The sequence below is a fragment of the Methylobacillus methanolivorans genome (assembly GCF_054588515.1).
The window spans coordinates 434982-452166 of sequence record NZ_BAAILT010000004.1 but is presented as its reverse complement, the minus strand read 5'-3'; the positions used below and the strand labels follow the sequence as shown (position 1 = coordinate 452166).

At 53.4% G+C, this 17185-nt stretch carries 16 protein-coding genes; 7 read left to right on the top strand and 9 right to left on the bottom strand.

Annotated elements, in window-relative coordinates; all coding sequences use genetic code 11:
• Positions 1 to 8: 8 nt before the first annotated feature.
• The 3 genes from LG202_RS12050 to rpe all read right to left on the bottom strand — a co-directional run bounded on the left by LG202_RS12050 (position 9) and on the right by rpe (position 4931).
• The gene (locus LG202_RS12050; protein WP_230348614.1) at positions 9 to 2609 is read right to left on the bottom strand and encodes a bifunctional diguanylate cyclase/phosphodiesterase; all 2601 of its coding nucleotides are present in this window, start codon (positions 2607 to 2609) and stop codon (positions 9 to 11) included.
• A 2-nt stretch (positions 2610 to 2611) separates the two neighbouring features.
• Positions 2612 to 4096, bottom strand: a complete 1485-nt coding sequence (gene trpE / locus LG202_RS12045) for an anthranilate synthase component I (protein WP_230348613.1) — start codon at positions 4094 to 4096, stop codon at positions 2612 to 2614.
• A gap of 136 nt (positions 4097 to 4232) precedes the next feature.
• A complete protein-coding gene (gene rpe / locus LG202_RS12040) occupies positions 4233 to 4931 on the bottom strand; it encodes a ribulose-phosphate 3-epimerase (RefSeq protein ID WP_230348612.1) in 699 nt (232 codons plus the stop codon).
• Between the two features lie 297 nt (positions 4932 to 5228).
• Here rpe and hemA point away from each other — a divergent pair, with 297 nt between their 5' ends.
• From hemA to prmC, 4 genes are read left to right on the top strand one after another with little or no spacing between them, the layout of a single operon-like run.
• Positions 5229 to 6473, top strand: coding sequence for a glutamyl-tRNA reductase (hemA, locus tag LG202_RS12035; RefSeq protein ID WP_230348611.1), 1245 nt, complete (start codon positions 5229 to 5231; stop codon positions 6471 to 6473).
• A gap of 30 nt (positions 6474 to 6503) precedes the next feature.
• Complete coding sequence (gene prfA, locus LG202_RS12030; RefSeq protein WP_230348610.1) at positions 6504 to 7586, top strand: peptide chain release factor 1; 1083 nt, start codon at positions 6504 to 6506, stop codon at positions 7584 to 7586.
• A gap of 5 nt (positions 7587 to 7591) precedes the next feature.
• Positions 7592 to 8023, top strand: a complete 432-nt coding sequence (locus tag LG202_RS12025; protein ID WP_230348609.1) for a DUF2127 domain-containing protein — start codon at positions 7592 to 7594, stop codon at positions 8021 to 8023.
• Between the two features lie 9 nt (positions 8024 to 8032).
• Positions 8033 to 8893, top strand: a complete 861-nt coding sequence (gene prmC, locus LG202_RS12020; RefSeq protein ID WP_230348608.1) for a peptide chain release factor N(5)-glutamine methyltransferase — start codon at positions 8033 to 8035, stop codon at positions 8891 to 8893.
• Here prmC and LG202_RS12015 read toward each other — a convergent pair.
• Together LG202_RS12015 and LG202_RS12010 are read right to left on the bottom strand one after the other, a co-directional pair.
• Positions 8890 to 9807, bottom strand: a complete 918-nt coding sequence (locus tag LG202_RS12015) for a DMT family transporter (protein ID WP_230348607.1) — start codon at positions 9805 to 9807, stop codon at positions 8890 to 8892. The genes prmC and LG202_RS12015 overlap by 4 nt on opposite strands.
• A 216-nt stretch (positions 9808 to 10023) precedes the next feature.
• Entirely contained in the window at positions 10024 to 10566 is a 543-nt protein-coding gene (locus tag LG202_RS12010) for a gamma carbonic anhydrase family protein (RefSeq protein WP_230348775.1), read from the bottom strand.
• 55 nt (positions 10567 to 10621) lie between these two features.
• Here LG202_RS12010 and metX point away from each other — a divergent pair, with 55 nt between their 5' ends.
• Positions 10622 to 11761 carry a homoserine O-succinyltransferase MetX gene (metX, locus tag LG202_RS12005; protein WP_230348606.1) on the top strand — a complete coding sequence of 380 codons (1140 nt, stop codon included), beginning with the start codon at positions 10622 to 10624 and terminating at the stop codon, positions 11759 to 11761.
• Positions 11758 to 12384 (top strand): methionine biosynthesis protein MetW, encoded by a 627-nt coding sequence (metW, locus tag LG202_RS12000; protein WP_230348605.1) that lies wholly within the window; start codon positions 11758 to 11760, stop codon positions 12382 to 12384. Before metX ends, metW begins: the two co-directional genes overlap by 4 nt.
• 46 nt (positions 12385 to 12430) lie before the next feature.
• Here metW and LG202_RS11995 read toward each other — a convergent pair whose 3' ends face one another.
• The 4 genes from LG202_RS11995 to LG202_RS11980 all read right to left on the bottom strand — a co-directional run bounded on the left by LG202_RS11995 (position 12431) and on the right by LG202_RS11980 (position 16517).
• The gene (locus LG202_RS11995) at positions 12431 to 13630 is read right to left on the bottom strand and encodes an LLM class flavin-dependent oxidoreductase (protein ID WP_230348604.1); all 1200 of its coding nucleotides are present in this window, start codon (positions 13628 to 13630) and stop codon (positions 12431 to 12433) included.
• 186 nt (positions 13631 to 13816) lie between these two features.
• On the bottom strand, positions 13817 to 14482 hold the full coding sequence (locus LG202_RS11990; protein WP_230348603.1) for a sulfite exporter TauE/SafE family protein: 666 nt from the start codon (positions 14480 to 14482) through the stop codon (positions 13817 to 13819).
• On the bottom strand, positions 14475 to 15710 hold the full coding sequence (locus LG202_RS11985; protein ID WP_230348602.1) for an AmpG family muropeptide MFS transporter: 1236 nt from the start codon (positions 15708 to 15710) through the stop codon (positions 14475 to 14477). Before LG202_RS11985 ends, LG202_RS11990 begins: the two co-directional genes overlap by 8 nt.
• Before the next feature lie 33 nt (positions 15711 to 15743).
• Positions 15744 to 16517 (bottom strand): exodeoxyribonuclease III, encoded by a 774-nt coding sequence (locus LG202_RS11980; RefSeq protein ID WP_230348774.1) that lies wholly within the window; start codon positions 16515 to 16517, stop codon positions 15744 to 15746.
• Between the two features lie 24 nt (positions 16518 to 16541).
• Here LG202_RS11980 and pyrE point away from each other — a divergent pair, with 24 nt between their 5' ends.
• Positions 16542 to 17183, top strand: coding sequence for an orotate phosphoribosyltransferase (gene pyrE, locus LG202_RS11975; RefSeq protein WP_230348601.1), 642 nt, complete (start codon positions 16542 to 16544; stop codon positions 17181 to 17183).
• The last annotated feature ends 2 nt before the right edge of the window (positions 17184 to 17185 follow it).

The following is a 17185-nucleotide window of genomic DNA, read 5'->3' as shown; positions in this document are numbered from 1 at the left end:
GCAATTCATCATAAAAAAAAGTCCTTGTCCTGCAACAGCGCCTCAAAATCCTCTATGCGCAAGGGCTTGGAGAACAAAAAACCCTGGAAATAGCGACAGCCATAGCCTTGCAACAATGCAAACTGGTCTTCCGTCTCCACCCCTTCAGCGACCACGCGCAACCCCAAGGTGCTACTCATTGCCAGGATAGCCTGCACAATCGCCGCATCGCTGGCATCCTCGGTAATGTCATGGACAAATGAGCGATCAATCTTGACCTGCGTCAGGGGCAAGCGCTTGAGATAAGCCAGGGAAGAATATCCGGTACCGAAATCATCCATGGAAAAACGCACGCCCAACTCGCGCAAGGCGTTCATCTTGGCAATCGCATCCGCAATATTGTCCAGCACTACGCTCTCTGTTAGCTCGAGTTTGAGCAAGCTGGGATCTGCGCCGGTAGTTTGCAGTATCTTCCGGACCTCATCGACAAAATCCACATGGCGAAACTGGCGTGCACTTACATTTACCGCCAGTTGCAAGCCATCAAACCCAGGCTTGCCCTCCCAAGCCTTAAGCTGCTGACAGGCGCTATACAGCACCCAATGACCTATCGAGACAATCAGGCCACTATCTTCAGCAATCGCGACAAACTCTTTGGGGGACAGCAAGCCATGATCGGGATGTTGCCAACGTAATAACACCTCAGCACCGAAGACCTTGCGCTCTTCATCCACCTGCACCTGGCAAAATAAGCGCAGCTGCTTTTGCACTATCGCCAGTCGCAGCTGTAACTCCATATCTACTCGCCTCTCCAGCGCAGCCTGCATGGCTGGATCGAAAAAGCGCAGGGTATTTCGCCCGGCAGCTTTAGCTTCATACATGGCAGTGTCCGAACGCTTGAGTAACTCCTCAATACTGACGAAATTACCATTGAACAGAACAATACCGATACTTGATGAATTGTGATGTTCAATATCTCCCAATTGATAAGGATGATTAATTGTTTCCAGAATTTTTTGGGCAATCTGCTTTGTTTGCGCTATCGCCTGCTCAAGCCCCATGCTCAGATCTTCGAGGACAATGACAAACTCATCGCCACCCAAGCGCGCAACGGTATCTTCGTTACGCACGCATTGGCGCAAGCGGCGGGCAACCTCGACCAGCAGCAAATCGCCTACATCGTGCCCACGCGAATCATTCAGCGCCTTGAAGTTATCCAGATCAATGAACAACACCGCCCCATGCTTGCCATGCCTGATACTCGCTGCAATTGCCTGATGCAAACGGTCTAGCAGCAGCCTGCGGTTCGGCAGAGTAGTCAACACATCATAAAAAGCCAGGTTGCGGATTTCCGTTTCGACCTTGCGACGCTCAGTCAGGTCACGGAAAAAACCCGTCAACAGTGGTACGCCTTGCTCTTTGAGGGAGGTGATCGTTAACTCAACTGGAAATTCGGTACCATCAGCGCGCAAAGCGCTCAATTCCAATCTGCGCTCCAACATTGTGCTGACTCCTGAAGCCAGATAGCGCTGATGACCTTGCCTGTGAGCATCACGCATCGCCGGAGGAATCAGGGTATCCACCAGCATCTTCCCTAATACATCTTCACGACGATAGCCAAACATGGCCTCGGCAGCATGGTTAAACTCCACCAGCCTCCCCTGCTCATCAATGCTGACAATGCCATCCTGCGCATTCTCAATCACGGCCCTGAACTTCGTCTCGCTGTTGCGCAATGCCCTCTCCGCCATCTCACGCGAAGATTGCAAGGCAACAATCAGCATCCCAACCATGGATAGCGTACCCATCAAGACCCACAACGCCCAGACTGGCTGAGATATGGACTGTGCCAATTCTGGCAAATCACCCACTCGGGTGGATGCCATCGCAACGATGGACAAAACCAATACCACGATAGATGACCCCGTGATACCGGTACGCATTGAGATGAGAATCACCAGGGGCACAACCAGAAAGGCAAACAACATGTATTGATCAGCATCATCTGGCGCAAACTTGAAGATCGCCCATTCGATAGTCACTAGGGTCACCGCCAATAAGGCAAAGCGGGTGTGCCGCCGCCAGAAACCAAGGAATTCATTCCAGGTGATATTGAGCAGTAATGGCAATAGCAACAATATTCCCAGTACATTGGCAACCCAGCCAAATAACAAGGAAGAAAGCAGCCTGTCGATACTGAGCAATTGCGCTTGGTACAAGATGGCAACTTCCATCACGCTGAGCACCAGCATGCCCACTACCATGCCGAGCATCATGAGAAAAATGTCACGAATCCTGTCCAGCGTGTAGTGAAAGCCGCTGATTCGAAGCATCCAAGCCGTCAAGGTGTAAGCCATGGTATACGCGACAGGAAGAGCACCAATCAACAGCGCATTGGCAAGGTCAAAACCATAGGCATTGAGCACGAGCGCCAGCTGGGCTGCAAAAATAGCAGGCCAGTAGTGCATGCCCCAACGAAGTAAGGCAGCTACAGCCACTCCTGCAGGCAAGCAAACCAGATTGGCCTGAAACACGGAGAATGGCAGCACTTTACCCAGCATGCCCAAGGCAAAATACCCGAATGCCAGAATGATGAGCCGAAACAGAATCCGGCTACTAGCTGCTGCCATGCCTACTCCTTGTTATCTAGCCCTGCCTGTACGATCTCCGCTGCGCGCAATACGGCACGCGCCTTGTTTTGGGTTTCTATCCACTCATTTTCAGGCACTGAGTCTGCCACAATGCCTGCACCAGCCTGTGAATACAACATGCCATCCTTGATCACACCGGTGCGGATGGCAATCGCCAGATCCATATCACCATTGAAGCCAAGATACCCCACTGCACCGCCGTAAATACCGCGTTTACTTGGCTCAAGTTCATCAATGATTTCCATGGCACGCACCTTGGGTGCCCCGCTCAAGGTGCCAGCGGGGAAGGTCGCTTTTAGCACATCAATCGCGTGCAAACCTGTCTTGAGCTTGCCTTCAACATTCGACACGATATGCATCACGTGTGAGTAACGCTCAATCACCATCTTGTCAGTCACTGCCACGCTACCCACTTGCGCCACGCGACCCACGTCATTGCGCCCCAAATCCATCAATTGCACATGCTCTGCAATCTCCTTGGGGTCAGCCAACAACTCTTCTGCCAGAGCAACATCTTCCTCACGCGTCTTGCCACGTGGGCGTGTGCCAGCTATCGGGCGTGAAGTGACCGTATCTTCCTCCAATCGCACGAGGATTTCGGGTGAAGCCCCAACCACATGATGATCTCCCATATGGTAGTAGAACATATAGGGAGAAGGGTTGAGGCTACGCAAGGCGCGATAAAGCGACAAAGGTGGGGCAGTAAAAGGCTTAGCCATACGTTGTGACAACACCACCTGCATGATGTCGCCATCAAAAATATATTGCTTGGATTTAGCAACAGCTTCCTTGAAGCTAGCCTCGCCAAACTCCGAGACGGCATCGGTAGCAGGCATCGCAGGCGCTTGCGGAATCGTCACTGGTTGGCGCAAGCGCTGCACCAAGGCATGCAAGCGTTTAATACCCATTGCATAAGCTTCAGCAACAGCAGGGTCTGCATAAACAATGAAATAGAGCTTGCCAGAAAGATTATCGATCACAGCGATCTCTTCCGAGACCATAAGCAAGATATCAGGCACACCCAGCGCATCCGGCTTGGCAGTGCCAGCCAAACGACGCTCAATGTAGCGGATGGTGTCGTAACCAAAATATCCAGCTAGGCCACCAGTAAAGCGTGGCAAGCCTTCATGCGGCGGGATGCGGAACCTGGCCTGATAAGCCTGGACGAAATCCAGCGGATTAATATCTGACACTTCCTCAACCACCTGATCGTGGTCAAGCACCTTGATCGCTTGCCCTCGCACTTCTATGCGCACATGCGCAGGCAAACCGATGATGGAATAGCGGCCAAAACGCTCACCTCCCTGCACTGACTCAAGCAAGTAGGAGTATGGCTGGTTAGCCAGCTTTAGGTAGAGGGAAAGCGGTGTATCAAGGTCAGCGAAGGTTTCGATGACCAAGGGAATACGGTTATAGCCCTGGCTTGCCAGGGTATTGAATTCCTGTTGACTGATGGTTTGCAGCATAAAAACTCCCGAATCCTGATGTTGTTGTAATTGAGTGGCGCCCATGTATGTTCATGGGTATTGGTAGCGACTGTTCAGCGCCACCATCGCCAGCTATTGCGATCACTCAGGATTCGGGTATTCATCTGCATGTTGCTTATACGTTAGCCAACTCAGCGCGCAACGCGCTGATCACGGTGTTGTAACGGTTAGGGTCGGTATCCTTGCCAGCACCAAACACGGCAGAACCTGCCACGAATGTATCGGCACCCGCACGGGCAATTTCCGCGATGTTGGCAGGGTTCACGCCACCATCAATTTCCAGCCAGATTTCACGGCCAGTTTTCTCAGTGTAGGCATCAATGCGAGCACGCGCTTCACGCAGCTTGTCCAGCGTGCCAGGGATGAACTTCTGACCACCAAAGCCCGGGTTCACGGACATCAACAACACCATATCAACCTTGTCCATGACATAGTCAAGATAGGACAGCGGCGTAGCCGGGTTGAACACCAAGCCGGACTTACAGCCATTATCACGGATCAGGGACAGGCTGCGATCAATATGATCGGAAGCTTCTGGGTGGAAAGTAATGATATTGGCACCAGCCTTGGCAAAATCAGGAATGATGCGGTCAACAGGCTTCACCATCAAGTGCACGTCGATGATGGCATCAGTCACTGGGCGAATTGCCTCACAGACCAAAGGGCCGATCGTCAAATTGGGAACGTAATGGTTATCCATCACGTCGAAGTGAACAATATCAGCGCCGGAAGTGATGACATCGGTGATTTCCTGGCCCAGCTTGGCAAAGTTGGCGGAAAGGATACTAGGAGCAATTCTGAATGGTTTAGCCATGATTTTTAAGGGTGTATAGCGTAAAAATATTTATTTTAACCGAAAATGATGTCAACGCACCCAGCATTAGCAACGCTTATTGCAAAATCCATACTGTGATCAGGCTTATACTAAGCCACATGATGGCTTGAAGCGCTGGCGCGGCAAGTGATTGCTGGCAAAAATTTGCTTGCTAACGAACAGCTTAGTTCAACACTACCAAATGAGAGTATGATAGCGGCCTGCCGCGCACAATCCCTCTTGGCTTAATTGCTTGAAATTGTTGCTTAAGTTGCCGCGATACAGGAAAATTGCAGGATGCATTTATTTACCGTCGGCGTGAACCACACGACCGCACCCGTTTCCATACGTGAGAATGTCGCTTTCCAGAACGAGCATCTCGGCGGTGCGCTGCGCGACTTGAATTCTTACGGCATCCGGGAAGCGGCGATCCTATCGACTTGTAACCGCACCGAACTCTACTGCAACACCGACAACCCGCAAAAAGCCCTGGATTGGCTAGCCAACTACCATCAGCTACAGCCCAACGCGATTGCACCCTATATGTACACCCTGCCGCAGGAAGATGCCGTCAAGCATGCCTTCCGCGTTGCCTCTGGGCTAGACTCCATGGTGTTGGGGGAAGCCCAGATATTAGGACAGATGAAGCAGGCGGTGCGCATTGCCGAAAATGCTGGCACCCTCGGCACATTGCTGCACAAGCTGTTCCAACGCACATTTTCCGTGGCGAAGGAAGTGCGCACCAACACCAATATTGGTGCCAACTCAGTCTCACTGGCAGCGGCCAGCACACGCTTGGCCCAGCGCATTTTCGGCGCACTGAATAACCAGCACGTACTCTTCATCGGTGCGGGTGAAATGATAGAGTTATGTGCCGAGCATTTTGCCGCACATCGCCCGCTATCCATCACCGTGGCCAACCGCACGCTAGAGCGCGGCCAAGAACTGGCGGCCAACATCGGCGGCCAAAGCATGTTATTGGCTGACCTGCCGGATCGCCTGGCTGAATTTGACATTGTCATCACTTCCACTGCCAGCCAGTTACCCATCGTCGGACTGGGCATGGTGGAGCGCGCCATCCGCGCCCGCAAACACAAACCCATGTTCATGGTCGACTTGGCGGTGCCACGCGACATCGAGCCAGAAGCGGGTGAGCTGGATGACGTGTTCCTTTATACAGTGGACGACCTTGCGCAAGTAGTGCAGGAAGGCATGGAAAACCGCCAGGAGGCTGCCGCAGAAGCCGAAGCCATCATCGACATGCGCGTGGATAATTTCATGCAATGGCTCAAAACCCGGAGCGCCGTGCCGACCATACGCGCCCTGCGCGAGCAGGCAGAGCGCCACCGCCTGAGCGAACTGGAAAAAGCCCGTAAATTATTGGCCCGCGGCGATGATCCAGGCCAAGTACTGGATGCATTAAGTAATGCACTCACCAACAAGCTGTTACATGGCCCCAGCCATGCACTCAATAATGTCAGCGGCGAAGACCGTGACCAACTGGAAGCCATGCTGCGTCAGCTTTACCAGATCCACAACTAACCCAACCTGTCGTTCTACACAATTAGCGCAATGAAACCTTCAATGATGAAAAAGCTCGCCACCTTGAGCGAGCGCCTGGATGAACTGAATCGCTTGTTATCCAGCGAGGATGCCACTAACGATATCGACAACTATCGCAAGATCACGCGCGAACACGCCGAGATCACGCCTATCGTCGAACAATTCCGCGCCTATGAACAAGCCGGGAGTGACATCAAGGAAGCACAGGTGATGCTCTCAGACCCGGAAATGAAGGAATTCGCCCAGGAAGAAATCGAGGCCAACAAGCAAAAGCTTGAAGACATTGAGAAAGAGCTGCAGAAGCTGCTGCTGCCCAAGGACCCCAATGACGAACGCAATATCTTCCTGGAAATCCGCGCTGGTACTGGCGGTGATGAATCTGCACTGTTCGCCGGCGACCTGTTCCGCATGTATTCCCGCTATGCTGAACGGCAACGCTGGAAGGTAGAAATCGTCTCCGCCAGCGAATCTGAAGTAGGCGGTTATAAGGAAATCATCGCCAAGATCGAGGGCTTTGGCGCTTACTCCCGACTCAAGTTTGAATCCGGCGGCCACCGTGTGCAACGCGTGCCGGAAACCGAAACCCAGGGCCGTATTCATACTTCTGCTTGTACCGTCGCGGTATTGCCGGAAGTGGACGAAGTCAGCGACATCACAATCAACCCGGCTGATATCCGCATTGATACCTTCCGCGCATCAGGCGCTGGCGGCCAGCACATTAATAAGACCGATTCCGCAGTACGCATCACCCACTTCCCCACTGGGATTGTAGTGGAATGCCAGGATGGTCGCAGCCAGCACTCCAATAAAGCCCAGGCCATGCAAGTGCTTGCCGCACGCATCAAGGCGAAGCAGGTTGATGAACAACAAAGCAAAATCGCCAGCGAGCGTCGCAGCCTGATTGGTTCGGGCGACCGCAGTGAGCGCATACGCACTTATAACTACCCACAAGGCCGCATCACCGATCACCGCATCAACCTGACACTCTACAAGATTGATGCAATCACGGAGGGCGACATGGACGAGCTGATCGGCACCCTGGCAGCAGAACACCAGGCCGACCTGTTAGCAACATTGGGCGAGGATAACTGAGGCCAATGAATGCCAGCCTACGCAGTATTGCCTTACTTGAAGCCAGCAAGGGCGTTTTGGTGCTGGGGGCATCGCTTGCCCTTTTTCGCTATATCAACGCGGATTGGCAAGCCTATGCCGAAACGCTGATTCGCCATCTGCACCTCAACCCTGCGAACGAAACCCCGCGCATTCTGCTGCATTGGGTTGCCAATATCACCGAACCACGACTAATGACACTGGCATTCGGTGCCATGTTCTATGCTGCCATCCGCCTACTGGAAGCTTATGGCTTATGGCTAGGCAGGCACTGGGCCATTATCCTGGGCATCGCAAGTTCAGGCCTCTACCTGCCATTCGAGATACTGGAACTGCTCAAGCACTTCAGCTGGCTTGGGTTCAGCGTCTTTGCCATCAACGTCCTGATCGTGATCGTCCTCTGGCGCCATCATCGCTAGGCACCTCTCATGGCCAAGCTCAAGAATCTGATGTCGTGTGCGGCCAACCGCCTGCATGAAGCAAGCGGGCTTGAGCTTGCAGAAGTACGCATTGAAATCCGCAGCCTGATGCAGCATAGCCTGGGAGGCGTCAATCACGCCTGGCTTATTGCTCATGGTGACGACATGGTAACGGACGAGTTACGCAGCAGCTTTGAAAGCCTGCTAGCTCGCCGCATTCAAGGCGAGCCTGTCGCTCATATTTTGGGGCACCGTGAATTCTACGGCCGGTCATTCATGGTAACGCCTGACACCCTAATACCTCGGCCTGATACCGAGATACTGGTGGAAGCAGCACTGGATCGTATACGGCCAGATCAGCAAGCCTCCGTCCTCGACATGGGTACTGGTACAGGTGCTATCGGCATTACATTGGCACTCGAGCGCCCACTTACTCAGGTGACTATTCTGGATAACTCAGAAGCCGCGCTTGCTGTCGCGAACACCAATACACAACAACTATCTGCACACAATGTCACTGCTTTGCATAGCGACTGGTTTAACGCTGTCGCAAGCCAACGCTTTGACTTGATTGTCAGCAATCCGCCTTATATTGAAGCCGCAGACCGACATCTACAGCAAGGCGATCTGCGCTTTGAACCCTTGACGGCACTGGCATCAGGCGTTGATGGCTTGGATGACATCCGCAAGATCGTGGCGCACGCTCCAGAGCACCTGACCCCCTCAGGCTGGTTAATCATTGAGCATGGCTACGATCAGGGCAGTGCCGTACGCACGCTTTTCAGCAGTCACCTCTTTGCAAGCGTACACAGCATGCTAGACCTGGCAGGACATGAACGGATTACACTCGGCCAGTTATTACCCACTTAAGCAGCGCGCTTGCGCAGGCTGATCATCATCACCCCAACCAACACCAATACCGACCCCATAAACTGGATCAGCGATAACTGCTCTCCAAGAAACACATAGGCTAGGTAAATCGTTGCCACTGGCCCCAACGCGCCTATCATCGAGGTCTGCATCGATCCTATACGCTTCATGGCTGCCGCCAAGGCAAATGCGGGCAACACAGTGGAAAACAATGCCATCCCGATCGTCAACCCATAAACGCGCCCAGATTGCTGCAAGGCACTCAACGGATGAGTAAGCAGGAACTGCGCTATGCAGGCAAGGCAGGCCACTGTCATGGCATAAGCCGTAAAACGCATGGCCCCGATGCGGGCAATCGTGTGCCCTGCCCCCACCAAGTAAACTGCATAGGCAAGCGCACTCGCAAACACCAGGCTGCCACCGAGAAAAAGGCCATCGCCATTCAGGCTAAAATCATGCACGAAGACCAACACGATACCGGCATAGCTCAACAAGAGCGCTACCATCACGGTTTTGCCGATATGCTGACGGAATATAAGCGAGCTGATCAGCACCACCATGGTCGGATACAAGAACAAGATGAGGCGTTCTAGCCCGGCACTGATGTACTGCAAACCAAGAAAATCGAGGAAGCTTGCAAGGTAATAGCCAACAAAACCCAGGAGCAGCACCGCAAACCAGTCGCGGCTTTGCATCACTGCTGCTTTTTCCTGTCCGACAAACATGGCGACGATAAAGAATGGCACAGAGAAAGCCATGCGCAAAGCCAACAAGGTAACAGCATCAATCGGCTCCAGATAAGCAAGCTTGACGAAAATCGCCTTGGCAGAAAAACCGATCGCAGAGACAAGCGCAAACAACACGCCGAAGGCCTGCTGACGCGAGGAAAAGAATGGTGCAAGAAACGGGGGCATTTGTATGAGGAACCTGTATTCAATATGCTCAACAATACAGGCCTTATCACGTGAGGATAGCAAAACAGGACAAGGCCCGCGCTATCTGATGATCAACAACTTACCGCAATGATCCGATACAACGGACAGTAGCTATCAGCCACCACAGTCGCAGAAACAAGATTAGGTTTAAGTTTGTCATCATGAAGAGACTGTAGGCGATGCTGCCGCTATTGTCTAGCGCTGGCTGTCAGCCGCGGCAAGATATTGCTGATTGAGGCGCATGTAGTGTTGAGCGGAATACATGAAATGGGCGATTTCCTTTTCCGTCAGCGCCCTGATTTTCTTTGCAGGACTACCGAGGTAGAGAAAGCCACTTTCCAGCACCTTGCCTTCTGGCACTAAGCTGCCCGCACCAAGCAATACGTGCTTTTGCACCACCACCTTATCCATCACGATGCTACCCATACCAATCAGACATTCGTCTTCAAGCGTGCAACCATGCAGAATCACCTTATGGCCTACCGTCACGTTAGCCCCCACGATCAAGGGGGAGCCCTCAGGCTCCCAGCTCGACTTGTGACTGACATGGAGAATGGAGCCATCCTGGATATTGCTGCCCTGACCGATACGTATATGGTTGACGTCGCCACGAATCACGGTACCAGGCCATACCGAAGCGTGATCACCGAGCACAACATCGCCAATGATCACGGCAGAAGGGTGGATGTAAACTTCCCGCCCAATTTGCGGTGAGATTCCCTGGTAAGCAGCAAGCATAGAACCCGCTTGCGGGGTATGATGGTCTGACATAAGCCATAGTATAATCCCATCCATGCAAGATTCTTTATCCGTCGGCATCGTCGCGCCGCAAACCGCACATTTCCAGCAACCACTTGTCTTGAAAAGTGGCGAAGCGTTGCCCGCTTTCGACATCATCTACGAGACGTATGGCACGCTGAACAGCAGCAAATCCAATGCTGTGCTGATTTGTCACGCACTGTCGGGCAACCATCATGCCGCCGGCAAACACAAAGAAGACGACAAGCACTCTGGCTGGTGGGACAACCTTATCGGCCCAGGCAAGCCGCTGGACACCAACAAGTTCTTCGTCATCGCCCTCAATAACCTGGGCGGCTGCCATGGCAGCACCGGCCCAGCCAGCATCAACCCTGCAACTGGCAAACCGTGGGGCTCGCAGTTCCCCATGCTCACAGTAGAAGACTGGGTGAAATCGCAAACACTATTGGTTGATCATCTTGGCATTAGCCAATTAGCTGCTGTGGTCGGTGGTAGCTTGGGCGGCATGCAGGCGATGCAATGGACACTAGACTTCCCTGATCGCGTGCGCCATGCGCTAGTGATTGCCTCAGCGCCCAATCTCACGGCACAAAACCTGGCGTTCAATGAGGTTGCTCGCCAAGCCATCATGACCGACCCGGAATTCCACAATGGCGATTATTACCAACATGACGTGATTCCCAATCGCGGCCTGCGTATCGCCCGCATGCTGGGCCATATCACGTATTTATCCGATGATGCCATGGGCGCGAAATTTGGCCGAAAATTGCGTGATGGCAGCCTAAAGTACAGCTTCGAGGTGGAGTTCGAAATGGAGTCATACCTGCGCTATCAAGGCGACAAATTCGCTACGGCCTTCGACGCTAATAGCTATTTGCGCATGACCAAGGCTCTGGATTACTTCGACCCGGCGTTTACACATGGCGGCGACCTGAGCGTAGCCCTATCCAAGGCCAAGGCAGACTTTCTCGTCGTCTCATTCACCAGCGATTGGCGCTTCTCTCCCGCACGCTCGCGAGAAATCGTCAAGGCGCTGCTGGATAACGAACTTAGCGTCAGCTACGCAGAAGTCACCGCTGCCCACGGTCACGATGCATTCCTGATGCCAGATCCACATTACCACCAGATACTGCGCGCCTATCTTGCAAAAATTGACACAGGAGCAAGCGCATGAGCACAAAAATTGTAAAGGAAGCAGAAAATCGCCACGATTTTGCGCTCATCGCAAAATGGATACAACCCAAATCCAAGGTACTGGACCTAGGCTGCGGCAATGGTGCCCTGCTCTCATTCCTACACGACAAGCTGGACGTCAAGGGCTATGGCGTGGACAAGGATGACAACAACGTCCTGGAATGTATCAGTCACGGTGTCAATGTCATCCAGATGGATCTGGAGGCCGGACTAGCCGGATTCGATTCGCTTTCGTTTGATTACGTCATCCTGTCGCAAACCCTGCAAGCCATGGTCAATACAGAAGGCGTATTGCGCGAAATGCTGCGCGTGGGTAAGCAGGGTATCATCACCTTCCCAAATTTTGGCTACTGGCGCCATCGCATCCAGCTCATGGCTGGGCATATGCCGGTCTCGGACAACATTCCGCACCAGTGGTACAACACGCCCAACCTGCACCTGTGTACCATTGATGACTTTGAAGCACTATGCGCGAAAATGAATATCCGCATCACTGACCGCATCGTCATCAACGAAGGCGATACGGTCAGCTTCATGCCCAATTTGCTCGGTAGCCTGGCGATTTATCGCTTCGAACAGGCCAGCTGGCCGATCAGTTACTAGACGCTTCTCACTGAGGAACACCAGGCCACCAGTTGCCCTGTTGGGTTTATCCTCCATTTGCCGAAGCCACCAGCGTTACCGGTGCCGTGCTGCGATGATGAATGGGGTCGCGGAAACGCGGCAAAATATGCTCACCAATACGGTAGGCTTCTTCCAAGTGAGGGTATCCCGCCAGGAAAAATAGAGAGATGCCAATCTCGTTATATTCACGAATGCGACCCACCACCGATTCGTAACTACCGACCAGTGCGCAGCCAGGTGGAATACCGATATGGCCTAGACCGCCCCAGACATTCGGATAGATAAAAAAGTCTTCGAAATTCGCTGAAAGTGCCTGCTGTGCAAACTCGTTTTCGTGACTGAGACGACGCGCCGAACGCAAACCGGCATGTGCTGCTACCGCGCGATCAGCCCCGGCTGCAATCCCCTCATCAAAAAATCGCTTGGCTTCCTGAAAGGCCAGCGCCTCGGTCTCCCGCGTGATCACGTCTATCGACAAGCCAAAACGTATCTCCCCAGCACGTCCATAGCGCTCTGCCCGCGCCCTTACATCAGCAATCAGGTTGGCAATTTCGTCCGGGCGCTCAGCGCGCATCAGGTAATAATCGGCATGCTTGGCGCCAAACTCGCGCGCAGCCTCGGATGAACCTGCCGTGCAGATAAGGGGAAGCTCAGCCTTGGCCAGCGGACCACGCAACCCACCGTTTTCACTCCTGTAGTACTTACCCTCGAAGCTAAAAGATTCCGAGTTCCAGTACCCCTTGACCACTTGCAGGAACTCATCAGCACGCTCATAACGCTCATCGTGCGGCACATAATCCCCCACCTGCCGCTGTATCACCTCTGAACCGCCATTGATAATATTCCAGACGAGGCGGTTACCAGTCGCACGCTGGTAGGTTGCCGCCATCTGCACAGCATTCCATGGCGTGAAATGATAGGGCTGGAATGCCGTAATGAACTTCAAAGAACGGGTCTCACGCGCCAGCAACGAAGCTACAGTCCACGGCTCCTCACCACTGGGAGCATTGACCATCAATACGCCACCGAATCCATTGATCTCCGTTGCACGCGCCACCTGAGAAAGATAATCGATATAGTTGAAGGTATCCCCAACACGGAAATTGGACAGTGCGCCTGTACCCTGCCCCTGTGCACGGTTCCAATCTCCCCGGTTACGGTTGTCTCCTGGCAGGTATTGGGTTTCGCCATGCAAAGGCAATCGTGAATAAAATTCTATACTCATGAGGTGTCCTGATATTCAAAATGAAAGATGACAGGAACACGCCGCAATAACCATACCCACCAAAATGATATTGAAAAATGAATTTAACAATATGATTTTAATCAAAAATTAAAATCATCAATCGCACCACACTGTTTATCGTGCAACAACAAGCCACAATCCAACACCTGCCTTGCTGCTATAGAATCACCCCACGGCGCGCCACAATCCTACCAAGCCGAACAAGATCACCAACCCTCCACTCAAGCGCCGTATCCAGACTTGCTGCAACCACGCCTTCAGCCGCACCGCCGCCATACCCATGGCGAGCAAAGTTGGCAGTGTGCCCAGGCCAAACGCCAACATCAGCAAACCACCTTGCACAGGATTGCCTGTTGCCAGCGCGGCTATCAGCACGCTATATACCAGCCCACATGGCAACCAGCCCCATATCGCGCCCAAGATGCCTGCCTGGGCCACTGTGCGCACTGGCAGCCAACGCTTGCTGAACGGCTGTAGCCACCGCCACAACACCACCCCGACACGCTCCAAGGCGATCACGCCATGCCAGAAATTAGCAAGATAAAGCCCGAGCAGAATCAACATGATATTCGCTAGCACATATAACACTTTCCCAATAGGCAGGAGATGCTGAAGGAAGAAGCTGCTTGCACCAACAGCGCCAGCAATCACGCCAGCCAGGCTATAGCTAGCAATACGCCCCAAGTTATAGGCTAGCAGTAAACGCCACTGCGGGCGGCTACCGGGCATGCTCATACTCACAGCCCCAACGATACCGCCACACATGCCTACACAATGCCCGCCACCCAGCAGACCTACCAACAAGGCCGCGAACAGGCTAAGCTCAGGCATGAGGTGCCCAGTGCCTAAAGCGACGAATCATCAACAGGCCCGGAATAGCCAGCACAGTGCACAACAGGAAGAACATGGTCCAGCCCATTTCACCCGCCATCCACCCAGTCGGCGTGGAAAGAATAACGCGTGGCACGCCCATCAGACTGGATAACAACGCATACTGGGTTGCGGTAAATCGCCTATCCGTCATCGCCCCCATAAAGCCAACGAAAGCCGCAGTACCTAGCCCTCCGGTGAAGTTCTCGACAGCAATCACGCCAGTGAGCATGGGGATGTTATGACCGACTTGTGCCAACAGGACAAAACCGAAGGTAGATGCCATTTGCAAGAAGCCAAACAGCCATAATGAACGGTACAAGCCGATGCGCAATATCCAGATACCGCCGAGCGTACCGCCGATCAAGGTCGCCCAGAAGCCAAACAGCTTGGCAATCGCGCCAATCTCACTCTTGCTGAAACCCAGGTCGAGATAGAACGGCACATTAATCGCGGAGGCCAAGGTATCACCAAGCTTGTAGAGCAGGATGAAGGCCAAGACAGTGATGGCCTCAGGGCGCTTGAAAAATTCCAGGAACGGCTCTATCACTGCCTCCCGCAAGGTGCGCGGGCTGCCTGCAGCCTCATGCGGCTCGGGTGAGAACAACGTCACAAGGATACACACACCCATGAACAAGGCCATCAACTGATACATCTTGGGGAAGGTCAGCAGATCAGCCAGGATCAGGCCTCCACCACCAGCAAGCAACATCCCGACACGGTAGCCATTCACAAACATCGCGGAGCCGAATCCAAGCTCTTGATCAGATAAACTTTCGCGGCGATAGGCATCAATGACGATATCCTGGGATGCGGAGAAGAAAGTCACCAACAAAGCGGCAAATGCCACGCCCCACAAGCTACTAGCAGGATTACTGACACTCAAGCCCAATAGCGCGAACACCAGTGCCAGCTGACTCAAGGCCAGCCAGCCACGACGACGGCCCAGCAACGGCAAGGTATAGCGATCAAAGATTGGCGCCCAGAGAAACTTCAAGGTATAGGGCAAACCTATCATCGCTGCCGCGCCTATCATAGCGAGATCCACCCCGGATTCCTTGAGCCAGGCCTGCATGGTCGAGCCGGTGAGAAGCAGGGGCAGACCCGAGGCAAAACCCATCATCAGCGCCACTAGCATGCGCCCGCTCATCACAGCCTTGAGGGTCGCCCCCCAGCCTGGTTTTATCATTGCGTATCCTGACTTTTCAACATAAGGGCGGCATCATGCCTGGTAATCAACAGTGAGCGGTGCATGGTCGCTGAATCTTGCATCCTTGTAGACACTGGAACTGACAGCCTTGGCCGCCAGAGCTGGTGTTGCAATCTGGTAATCAATGCGCCAACCCACGTTCTTGGCCCAAGCCTGACCACGATTACTCCACCAGGTATAGCATTCATCCGTCGTTTCTGGATGCAGTTTTCGATATACATCGACCCAACCGACACGGCCAAACAGGTCAGTGAGCCAGGCCCGCTCTTCCGGCAGGAAGCCAGAATTCTTGCGGTTGCCGCGCCAGTTCTTGAGATCAGCCTCCTGATGCGCAATATTCCAGTCGCCGCAAATCACCACATCCCGCCCATCGCGGATCAACGATTCGAGATGCGGCAAAAAACGCGCCATCACACTGAACTTGAATGCCTGACGTTCCTCACCACTGGATCCAGAGGGCAGGTAAAGCGATACCACACTGAGATTGCCATAACGTGCTTCAAGATAGCGGCCTTCACTATCGATATCCGCAATGCCAAGCCCCACGATGACGGCATCAGCCTTGGCCCGCGAGTAGATACCCACACCGCTGTAACCTTTTTTGTCAGCATAATGAAAATAGCCGTAATAGCCTTCGGGCTGTAGCATTTCCGCCGTCATATCGGCCTCCTGCGCCTTCAGCTCCTGCAAGCAGACAATATCCGCCTGCTGCGCCTGCATCCAAGGATACAAGCCTTTGCTGGCCGCAGAACGGATGCCATTGAGATTCAGGGATATAATACGCAACACTACAACCTTTCTTCATTCGCCATGTCAGATTCAACCCACGATTTTATCCAATTCGCCATCCAAAAGCAGGTTTTACGTTTCGGCGAGTTCACCACCAAGGCTGGCCGCCTCAGCCCTTACTTCTTCAACGCCGGCTTATTTAACGATGGTGAAAGCCTGATGCGCCTGGGCGAATTTTACGCTGCTGCCATCGTACGCTCCGGCGTACAGTTCGATATGCTGTTCGGCCCAGCTTATAAAGGTATCACTCTGGCTGCCAGCATCGTCATTGCACTGGCACGGCAAGGTCGCAACGTGCCTTATGCCTTCAACCGCAAGGAAGCCAAGGATCACGGCGAGGGAGGCACCATCGTCGGCGCACCTTTGCAGGGCCGGGTCTTGATCGTAGACGACGTCATTTCCGCTGGCACTTCGGTGCGTGAGTCCGTCAATATCATCTCCGCCAGCGGTGCCACCCCGTGTGGCGTCGCTATCGCACTTGACCGACAGGAGCGTGGCCTGGGCGCACTTTCTGCTGTGCAGGAGGTCGAGCAGCAGCACAACCTGCCCGTCATCAGCATCGCCAATCTGCAAGCGCTGATCAAGTACCTCGATGAAAACAGCGAATTGGCTACCTTCCGTCCCGCTATTGCCGCTTATCGCAACACCTACGGCGTCGAATAAAG

Excerpts from the sequence above, each read along its gene's own strand:
- LG202_RS12050 (WP_230348614.1), bottom strand. The coding sequence starts at position 2,609 with ATGGCAGCAGCTAGTAGCCGGATTCTGTTTCGGCTCATCATTCTGGCA.
- trpE (WP_230348613.1), bottom strand. The coding sequence starts at position 4,096 with ATGCTGCAAACCATCAGTCAACAGGAATTCAATACCCTGGCAAGCCAG.
- rpe (WP_230348612.1), bottom strand. The coding sequence starts at position 4,931 with ATGGCTAAACCATTCAGAATTGCTCCTAGTATCCTTTCCGCCAACTTT.
- hemA (WP_230348611.1), top strand. The coding sequence starts at position 5,229 with ATGCATTTATTTACCGTCGGCGTGAACCACACGACCGCACCCGTTTCC.
- prfA (WP_230348610.1), top strand. The coding sequence starts at position 6,504 with ATGAAACCTTCAATGATGAAAAAGCTCGCCACCTTGAGCGAGCGCCTG.
- LG202_RS12025 (WP_230348609.1), top strand. The coding sequence starts at position 7,592 with ATGAATGCCAGCCTACGCAGTATTGCCTTACTTGAAGCCAGCAAGGGC.
- prmC (WP_230348608.1), top strand. The coding sequence starts at position 8,033 with ATGGCCAAGCTCAAGAATCTGATGTCGTGTGCGGCCAACCGCCTGCAT.
- LG202_RS12015 (WP_230348607.1), bottom strand. The coding sequence starts at position 9,807 with ATGCCCCCGTTTCTTGCACCATTCTTTTCCTCGCGTCAGCAGGCCTTC.
- LG202_RS12010 (WP_230348775.1), bottom strand. The coding sequence starts at position 10,566 with ATGCTTGCTGCTTACCAGGGAATCTCACCGCAAATTGGGCGGGAAGTT.
- metX (WP_230348606.1), top strand. The coding sequence starts at position 10,622 with ATGCAAGATTCTTTATCCGTCGGCATCGTCGCGCCGCAAACCGCACAT.
- metW (WP_230348605.1), top strand. The coding sequence starts at position 11,758 with ATGAGCACAAAAATTGTAAAGGAAGCAGAAAATCGCCACGATTTTGCG.
- LG202_RS11995 (WP_230348604.1), bottom strand. The coding sequence starts at position 13,630 with ATGAGTATAGAATTTTATTCACGATTGCCTTTGCATGGCGAAACCCAA.
- LG202_RS11990 (WP_230348603.1), bottom strand. The coding sequence starts at position 14,482 with ATGCCTGAGCTTAGCCTGTTCGCGGCCTTGTTGGTAGGTCTGCTGGGT.
- LG202_RS11985 (WP_230348602.1), bottom strand. The coding sequence starts at position 15,710 with ATGATAAAACCAGGCTGGGGGGCGACCCTCAAGGCTGTGATGAGCGGG.
- pyrE (WP_230348601.1), top strand. The coding sequence starts at position 16,542 with ATGTCAGATTCAACCCACGATTTTATCCAATTCGCCATCCAAAAGCAG.